This window comes from Paracraurococcus lichenis (assembly GCF_030657435.1).
In the GTDB taxonomy this organism is placed as follows: Bacteria; Pseudomonadota; Alphaproteobacteria; order Acetobacterales; family Acetobacteraceae; genus Paracraurococcus; species Paracraurococcus lichenis.
Window position 1 is genome coordinate 1 of record NZ_JAUTWS010000145.1, and the last position, 7,774, is coordinate 7,774.

General features: G+C 69.0%; 2 protein-coding genes. Both read right to left on the reverse strand.

The window, feature by feature from the left end:
* Positions 1-22: 22 nt before the first annotated feature.
* Entirely contained in the window at positions 23-922 is a 900-nt protein-coding gene (locus Q7A36_RS37095; protein ID WP_305108826.1) for an EAL domain-containing protein, read from the reverse strand.
* A gap of 442 nt (positions 923-1,364) precedes the next feature.
* Complete coding sequence (locus tag Q7A36_RS37100; RefSeq protein ID WP_305108827.1) at positions 1,365-7,556, reverse strand: tandem-95 repeat protein; 6,192 nt, start codon at positions 7,554-7,556, stop codon at positions 1,365-1,367.
* Positions 7,557-7,774 lie beyond the last annotated feature (218 nt).

A 7,774-nucleotide genomic window follows, 5' to 3' on the forward strand; every position in this document is an offset into this window, starting at 1 on the left:
GCTCCAGGGGCAGCCCGCCCGATCAGGCGGGCACCGGGACCGGCCAGTGGATCTCCGCCTCGGCCGCCGCATGCTCGAAGGCCGGACGGGCGAAGTAGAAGCCCTGCATGTAGCGCGCGCCCGCCGCGGCCAGCGCCGCCACCTCGCCCGCCGTCTCCACGCCCTCGAGCACCATCTTCACGTCGATCTCGGCGCCGATGCGCAGCAGCCCGGCCACCACGGCGAGCCGCGCGCGGTCGGTGTCACAGTCCTGCACGAGGACGCGGTCGAGCTTGACGATGTCGGGACGCAACTGGACCAGCCGGGCCAGGCCGGAATGGGCCGTGCCGAAATCGTCGAGCGCTACGCGGAAGCCATAGCGCCGGTACTCGGCGATGATGCCCAGCAGGTGCGGCGTGTTGACGATCTCCTCGGACTCGACGATCTCGAAGGTCAGGCGGTGCAGCGGCAGGCCGGTGCGGGCGGCGGTGCGCAGCGTGGTCTGGATGCAGGCCCGCGGCTCGTAGACCGCATTGGGCAGGAAGTTGATGTTGATCTGCCGGTCGATGCGGAGCCGGGCCGCGAGCTCGATTGCCTTCACCCGGCAGGCTTGGTCGAAGGCATAGCGGTTCGCCAGCGTCACTTGGGCCAGGACGTGGGCAGCGCCCTCGCCCTCCGGGCCGCGCACCAGTGCCTCATAGGCGTCGATGCGGCCTTCCTGCAGATCCACCACCGGCTGGAAGGCGACGGAGAAGGGAAAGATCGCCGCGCCCTCGCGGCAGGCACCGCAGGCGGACCGGACGCCATCACCGCGCAGTAGCGGAATCAGGTGCGGATTCACCGCGTCGCTGCGCCCGGGACGGCGTCGCTCAATTTGCAGCGGGCCGGGTTCGGCCGGTGCTTTGACCGTCGGAGCGACGGTGGGGTCCTGATCCTGGTTCACCTGCTGCTCTCACCCCGCACGGCCCGCCATCCGGCGCCTGACCTGGATCGCCGGAAGCCTGTTTTATAATACGGCTTGGCTCGGCCCTCGCGGGCGGCGGTGCCTCAGAGCGACCGACAGGCTGCGGGGCCAGGCTGGGGCAGCGGCCTGACGGATGAGATCGGGTAGCGGCGGGACAGGCATAGCGCCCGGGACGCGCAGGCGGTCGCCGAGGTAGCGGTAGAACGAGAGGCCGAGCTACTACGGAGGCCATCAAATAGGTGATGTCGCCAAGGCTCGGCACATGGGATCAGCCATGCACGGGCCAAATTTCCCGCATCCACCATCATCGCCAGCTACGTATTTGGTGGCCTGAGTAGTAAGGGCAAACCCTGAAGGGCGAGGCTTCTCGCGGAAGCTCCGATAAGACATCGAGTGCCACTGCTTCCGCTGACCAGTGCCGTCACCAAGTGATTCGCTCGGCCTGTGTGAGGTCCACATGGCTGCCATCGGCGATCTGGAGTTGGCCCGAAGCTGGCTGTGACAGGTCGATCGCATGGTCTGTCACGGTCTGCACGACAGAGTTGTCCACCACTTGCACCCAGCCTCCCGTCCCGGGGTCGTCGACACCGTCCACCTGGGTCGTCTCGGTCCAGTTGCCGGGCGTGTCACCCATATGCTCGGTGCCGCCGCCCATGGCGACCACGATCATGTCGTGGGCGACGCTCGCCATGGTGGCGTCATGGCTCTGATCTCCGCTCTCAGTAACCGGACTGGCCGCCATACCGGGAAGCGGGTCAGCGTGCACGGGCGGTGGCGGGTCGACGACGACGGCCACGACACGGGTCTCGCCCGCCGCGCCGGCGTCGTCCCGCAGCGTGATGCCGATGCTACGCGTGCCGCTGGCGAGGCCAGACTGATCGTTTTCGAGCGCCAGGGCCTCGATTGCGCGTTCGTAGACCTGCTGCGGCGCCCGGCCGGACAGAGTGACGTGGCCATTCGTGTCGGTCGCCACCTCGATTCCCGTGTCGCCCAGCAGGGTACGACCATCCGACTGGACGAGGCTGTAATCGGCGAAGGTCAATCGATCGCCGACTTGGCCGCCCGCCATGGTGATGGTGGCGCCAGCGAGATTAACACTGTCCACGTTTGAGGTGATGGCGTCGCTGGCCACCGACGCAGGCGCCCGATCAGCCACTGCGTGCGACGGCAGGCTTGGATCCACTACCGGAGGATCGCTTACCGCCGCGACCGTCAAAGCCTGCGCGTCTGCCACCGGCGTCGATGGAAGTGGAATATTGCCGACTGCCGGCACCTCTGAGCCGTTCGACGTTTCATGCGCCACGGCAGCGACCGAAGGCGGGATGGCGTCGGGCGGTAGCGTCAGGGTAGCGTCCGTGGCCTGGGTCGGGGTAAGGGCCGGGCTGCCGTCATTATCGTGGGGGGCCGCCGAAAGGACCGCACCGCCGGTGCCGTCGCCCATGGTGGCCACGACCACGTCATGCGCGACGCTCGGAGCGGTGCCATCCTGGCTCGAATCTGCAGTCGCCGGGCCCGGACTGGCCGCCGGGTCGGGTAGCGGGTCAGCGGGCACGGCCGGCGGCGGGTCGACGACGACGGCCACGACACGGGTCTCGCCCACCGCGCCGGCGTCGTCCCGCAAGGTAATGCCGATGCTGCGCGTGCCGCTGGCAAGGCCGGACTGGTCGTTCTCGAGGGACAGCGCCTCGATCGCGCGCTCGTAGACGTGCTGAGGTGCCTGGCCAGACAGGGTGACCTGGCCGTTGGAGTCGGTGGCGACCTTGATTCCCGTATCGCCCAGCAGAGTGTCACCATCCGACTGGACCAGGTTGTAGCCGCTGAAGGCCAGCCGGTCGCCGGCCTGGCCACCCGTCATGGTGATGGTGGCGCCGCCGAGATTGACGCTGTCCACGTCCACGATGCTGGCGTCGCTGGTCACCGACGCATGCGCCTGGCCGGCCATTGCATGCGACGGCTGACCAAGATCCAGTACCGGGGCGTCGTTCACCGCCGCGAGCGTCACGGCGAAGCTGCACGTCCCCGTCCGCGTGCTGGCGCCATCCTGCGTGGTCGCCTCCAGCGTCAGGTTGACTGTGCCGTTCCAGTCCTGCGGCGCCGAGAGCCGAAGGCCGGGTAGATCGGCCGGGTGCAGTGCCCAGGCCCCGCCACCGGCATCGCTACCGGCGGAGAGGGTGAAGCCTTGCGGCAGACCGGTGACCCGGATCGCGGCGAAACTCTCCGACCCGTCGGTGTCGGTCAGCGCGGCTGTCAGGCTGAGCGGAACGGACTGGTCTTCAACGCCGGTCGCGGCCGTGGCCGTCAGCACCGGTGCATCGGCCACCGGCACCACTGTGACGGGAAGGGTAGCGGTTGCCGCTGCCTCCGAGCCGTTCGACGCTTCCTGCGTCACGGCGGTGACCGACAGCGGGATGGTGCCGGACCAGTTGGCGGGTGGCGTCAGGGTGACGTCCGCCGCCTGGTCCGGGGTCAGGGTCCAGCTGCCATCACTGTTATGGGTACCCGCAGAAAGCGTCGCGCCCGTCGGCAGGCCGGAGACGACAAACCGCACAATGCTCTCGGATCCATCGGTGTCGGTGAGCGTCGCCGCCAAAGGCAATCGGATCGCCGTGTCCTCCTCGCCCTGGATGCCGCTGAGGGAGAGGATCGGTGCGTCCGCCGCCGCATCGACCGTCACCGCGACCTGCACCGGCACCGTCGTGCTGTTGCCGTCGGCCTCCACCGCGGTGACTGCCAGGTTGAGTTGCAGTGTGCCGGAGAAGTTGGGCGGTGGGGTGAATGTCAGCCCAGGCAGTGCCGCGCCGGGAATGGTCCAGCTGCCGTCCGGGTTCAGCGTGCCAGCCGAGAAGCTGGCGCCAGTTGGGACATCGGTGGCGACGACGACCAGACTCTCCGAACCGTCGCGGTCGGTGAGCTGCGCCACGATGTCGATGCCGATCGGCTGGTCCTCGGACCCATGTGCCGTGACCGCCGCATCGACCAGCGGCGTGTCGGCCACGCCGGCGACGGCGACATGGAAGCCCACTTCGGTCGTTGCCGCCTCGCCCGTCGCGCGCTCCACCGAATGCGCCTGCATCGTCAGCGCCATATTGCCGGACCAATTGCCGGGCGGCGTCAGCGTCAGCCCGGGCAGTTGGGTCGGCGTCAGCGTCCAGCTGCCGTCGCCATTGTTGACGCCCGCCGACAGCCGTGCCCCTTCCGGCAGGCCGGAGATCACCACCGAGAGCGCCTCCGACCCGTCGCGGTCCACCAGCGAGGCCGAGAGGTCGAGCGTGATCGGCTGATCCTCCCGACCGGCGACATCCGCCGCGCTGGCGAGCGGCGCATCCGGCACTGGCGCGACGGTGAAGGTGACGGTCTGGGAAGTGCTGGCGGTGGCGTGGTTGGACGGCTCCTCCGTCACCGCCGTCACGGTGAGGGAGTAGGTGCCGGCCTCGTTGGCGGGTGGCACGAAGACCACGTTGCCGACCGCCGCAGGCGTGACCGACCAGGTGCCGTCGCCATTGTCGTGGATGCCCGCCGCCGGCGCAATGCTGGCACCGGCCGGCAGGCCGGAGAGCGTGATCGAGACGACCTGCTCGCTGCTGTCGCTCGCGACCACGGCAAGGTGCAGCGGCACCGGCACGTCCTCGAAGGCAGAGCCGGGCGCGACGGAGGCGGTGATGACCGCGTCGTCTGCGACCGCCGCGAAGTCGAGCGTGACGTCGCGCTCGCTGTGCGAGACAGTGCCGTCCGCCTGGACCGAGGTCGCTGTCACCTGCAGCGTGATGTCGCCCGAGAAGTCGTGCGGCGGTATCACCTTGAGTCCGGCCAGCTCGTCTGGGCGGAGCACCCAGCAGCCCGTCTCCGGATCGTGGACTCCGACTGAGAGACTGGCACCTTGCGGCAAGCCCTCGATGCGCAAGCCGAGCGTCTGCGCCGAGGTGTCGTGCGCGGCGACCGTAATGCCGAGGGCAAGCGGGCTATCCTCCTGCCCAGCGGCCGCTGTCACCTCCAGGGAGGGCAACGCATCGTCACCCTGCGGGGTGTTGCCGTCCGGTGGCACGGCCGGGCTGGATGCGCCGCCTTGTCCGGAGTCGACCTCCCGCACGACCAGGGTTCTCGTGACGCTGGCAACATCACCGTCTCTCTCCTGTGAGACGGTCTCGATGCGGAGCGTTACCTCGCCATGGAAACTCGAGCGGCTGAACTCCAGCCCGGGCAGATCATCGGCCCGCAGCAGCCAGGTGCCGTTGCCGACCGGCGTGCCCGCTGAAAGATAGTAGTCGTCCGGGACGTCCCGCACCCAGACATGGAGCGTCTCGGACCCATCAGTATCGGTCATCCGCGCGTCAATGGGTAGCGGTTCCCAGGCATTGCCCTCAGACGCGATGTCCGAGACCTCGTTCACCGGCGTGTCGGCCACGCCGGCAGGGACCACCGTGATGGTGCCGTGCACCGTGGCGCGCACGCCGCCCGTGTCCTCGACCGTCACGGCGACCGTGAGCCGCGCCGCCACGTCGCTGTCATGCGGCATGGTGATGGTCAGGCCAGGCAGCTGCTCCACCGCGATGGAGCAGGCGCCGCTGGACAGGGCCACGGTGCTGCCATCCGCGAGGTGCAGCACTGCACCGGACGGGATGCCGGAGACCTCGGCGTGACCGACAAGGTGCTCCGACCCGTCGTGGTCGCCGAGCACGGGCCGCAGATCGAGTGCGATGGGCTGGTCCTCCAGCCCGGTGGCGGTGGCGCTCCAGTCGGTGGTGTCCACCACCGCCGCGACCTGGATGGGGAAGGCGATGGTCGAGACGGCCTGGCTGCCGCCGTTCTGCTCCTGTGAGATGGCGCTCACGGTGAGCTGCAGCGTCCCGGCGAAATCAGGTGGTGGCGTGATGGTGGCGACCGCTGCCTCATCGGCGGTCAGCGACCAGCGACCGGGCCCCTGGTAGGTACCGACATTCAGTGTCGCCCCCGGCGGCAGGCCGGAGAGGAGGAAAGACAGGTGCTCCGACCCATCGGTATCCGACAACCGCGCTGGCAGGCCGAGCGGTATCGCCGTGTCCTCGGTGCCGGACGGATTGACCCCTGTCCAGACCGGCGCATCGGCCACCGCGATGACCTGCACGGGGAGATTCTGCGCCGGGCTCTCGGCGCGACTGCCGTTCGGCTCCTCGGAAATGGCAATGACCTGCAGCGTGAAATTGGCATCGCTGTCATGCGGCGGTGTCACCGTGAGGGTCGATGCCACAGCGGCGTCCACCAGCACGCTGCCATCCGCCTGCCGGACCAGCACGGTACCGCCGGCACGCAGCACCGCCTCGTCCGGCAGACCGGTGATGCGAAAGCCGACCAGATGCTCTGACCCATCGATGTCGGTGGTGGCACCGGAGATATGCAGCGGGATCGCGCTGTCCTCCAGGCCGAGGGCAGGGCCGACCCGCAGCGTTGGAGCATCGGCCACCGCCTCGACGTGAACAGAGAAATGTGTGGTCGTCGTCGCCGTGCTGTTGTCGTGATCGCTCGAAGTTGCCTGCAGGGTCAGGGTGATGTTGCCGGAGAAGTCGCGCGGCGGAGTCATCGCAAGCGCCGGCAGATCGGCTGGCGCGATCGCCCAGGTGCCGTCGGGGTTGCGTGTGCCGGCCGAGAGCGTGGCACCGGCCGGCACGCCGGACAGCACCAGGCTGAGCTGCTCCGAGCCGTCGGTGTCGGTCAGCCTTGCCCCGAGGCCGAGCGCGATCGGCTGGTCCTCCAGCCCCGAGACATCCGCGGCATTGACCTCCGGGGCATCCGCCACCGCCTGCACGGTGACGCGCTCCGTCCCGGTGATCACCTTCGAGACGCTGATGCCATTGCCCGTGTCGGTCAGGGTGGCGCTGAAGCCGAGGGTGAAGTCGACGTCACTGTTCGCCGGCGGCCGGATGGTGACGGCGCCGGCGCGCAAGTCGGCCGTGGCCACGTCCCAGGCGCCGGGAGACACCTCGGTCCCGCAGTTCAGCGTCGCGCCGGTGGGCACACCGGTCACGCGGGTGAGCGCCGACCAGGTCTCCGAGCCATCGGTGTCGGGCGTCGAGAAGGTGGGCCGCAGGACGATATCGGTGTCTTCCGCGCCTGTGACACTGCCCGTGATGGTGCCATCGTCCACCACCGGGTTCACTTCGACGGTGAAAGCGGTGCTCGCCCGGGCCGGCGCCGCACCATCCCGCGCTTCGGTCGCCACGGCGGTGAGCGTCAGCTGGATGCTGCCGGAGAAATTGACGGGCGGTGTCAGCGAAGCGGCCGCGAGCTGCGCAGGGGTCAGGGTCCAACTGCCGTCCGCATTCTGGGTCCCGGCCGAGAGCCTGGCAGCCGCCGGCACGCCGGTGAGAAGGAAGGAGAGCGTTTCCGAGCCATCGGTGTCAGTGAGGGCACCGCCTAGCCCGGTGAGCGGGATACTGGTGTCCTCCGAACCGGTCAGGTCGGCCGCCTGTACCGTCGGCGTGTCACTGACCGCATGCACCACGATCGTGGCGGAAACCTCAGTGGTGGCGGTCGAGGTGCCGTCAATGGTCTGCACCGCAAAGCGAAGGGTGATGTCCGCGTCCGAATTGGTTGGCGGGCGGATGGCGAGCGCGCCGGTCTCGAGCGCGGTGCGCGCCACCTCCCAGGTTCCTGGGCCGACCAATGTACCCTGGTTCAGCGTGGCATCAGCGGGTACCCCGCTGATGATGACGGTGCTGCCCAGGTGCTCCGAGCCGTCGATGTCGGTGGTGGCGAAGGTGCCGTGAATCGGGATCCAGGTATCCTCGTCTCCGGCACCGGAAACCTGTATGCTGGCCGGATCGGCGCTCGGTGCGACCTGGACGGTGAAGGCGTGCT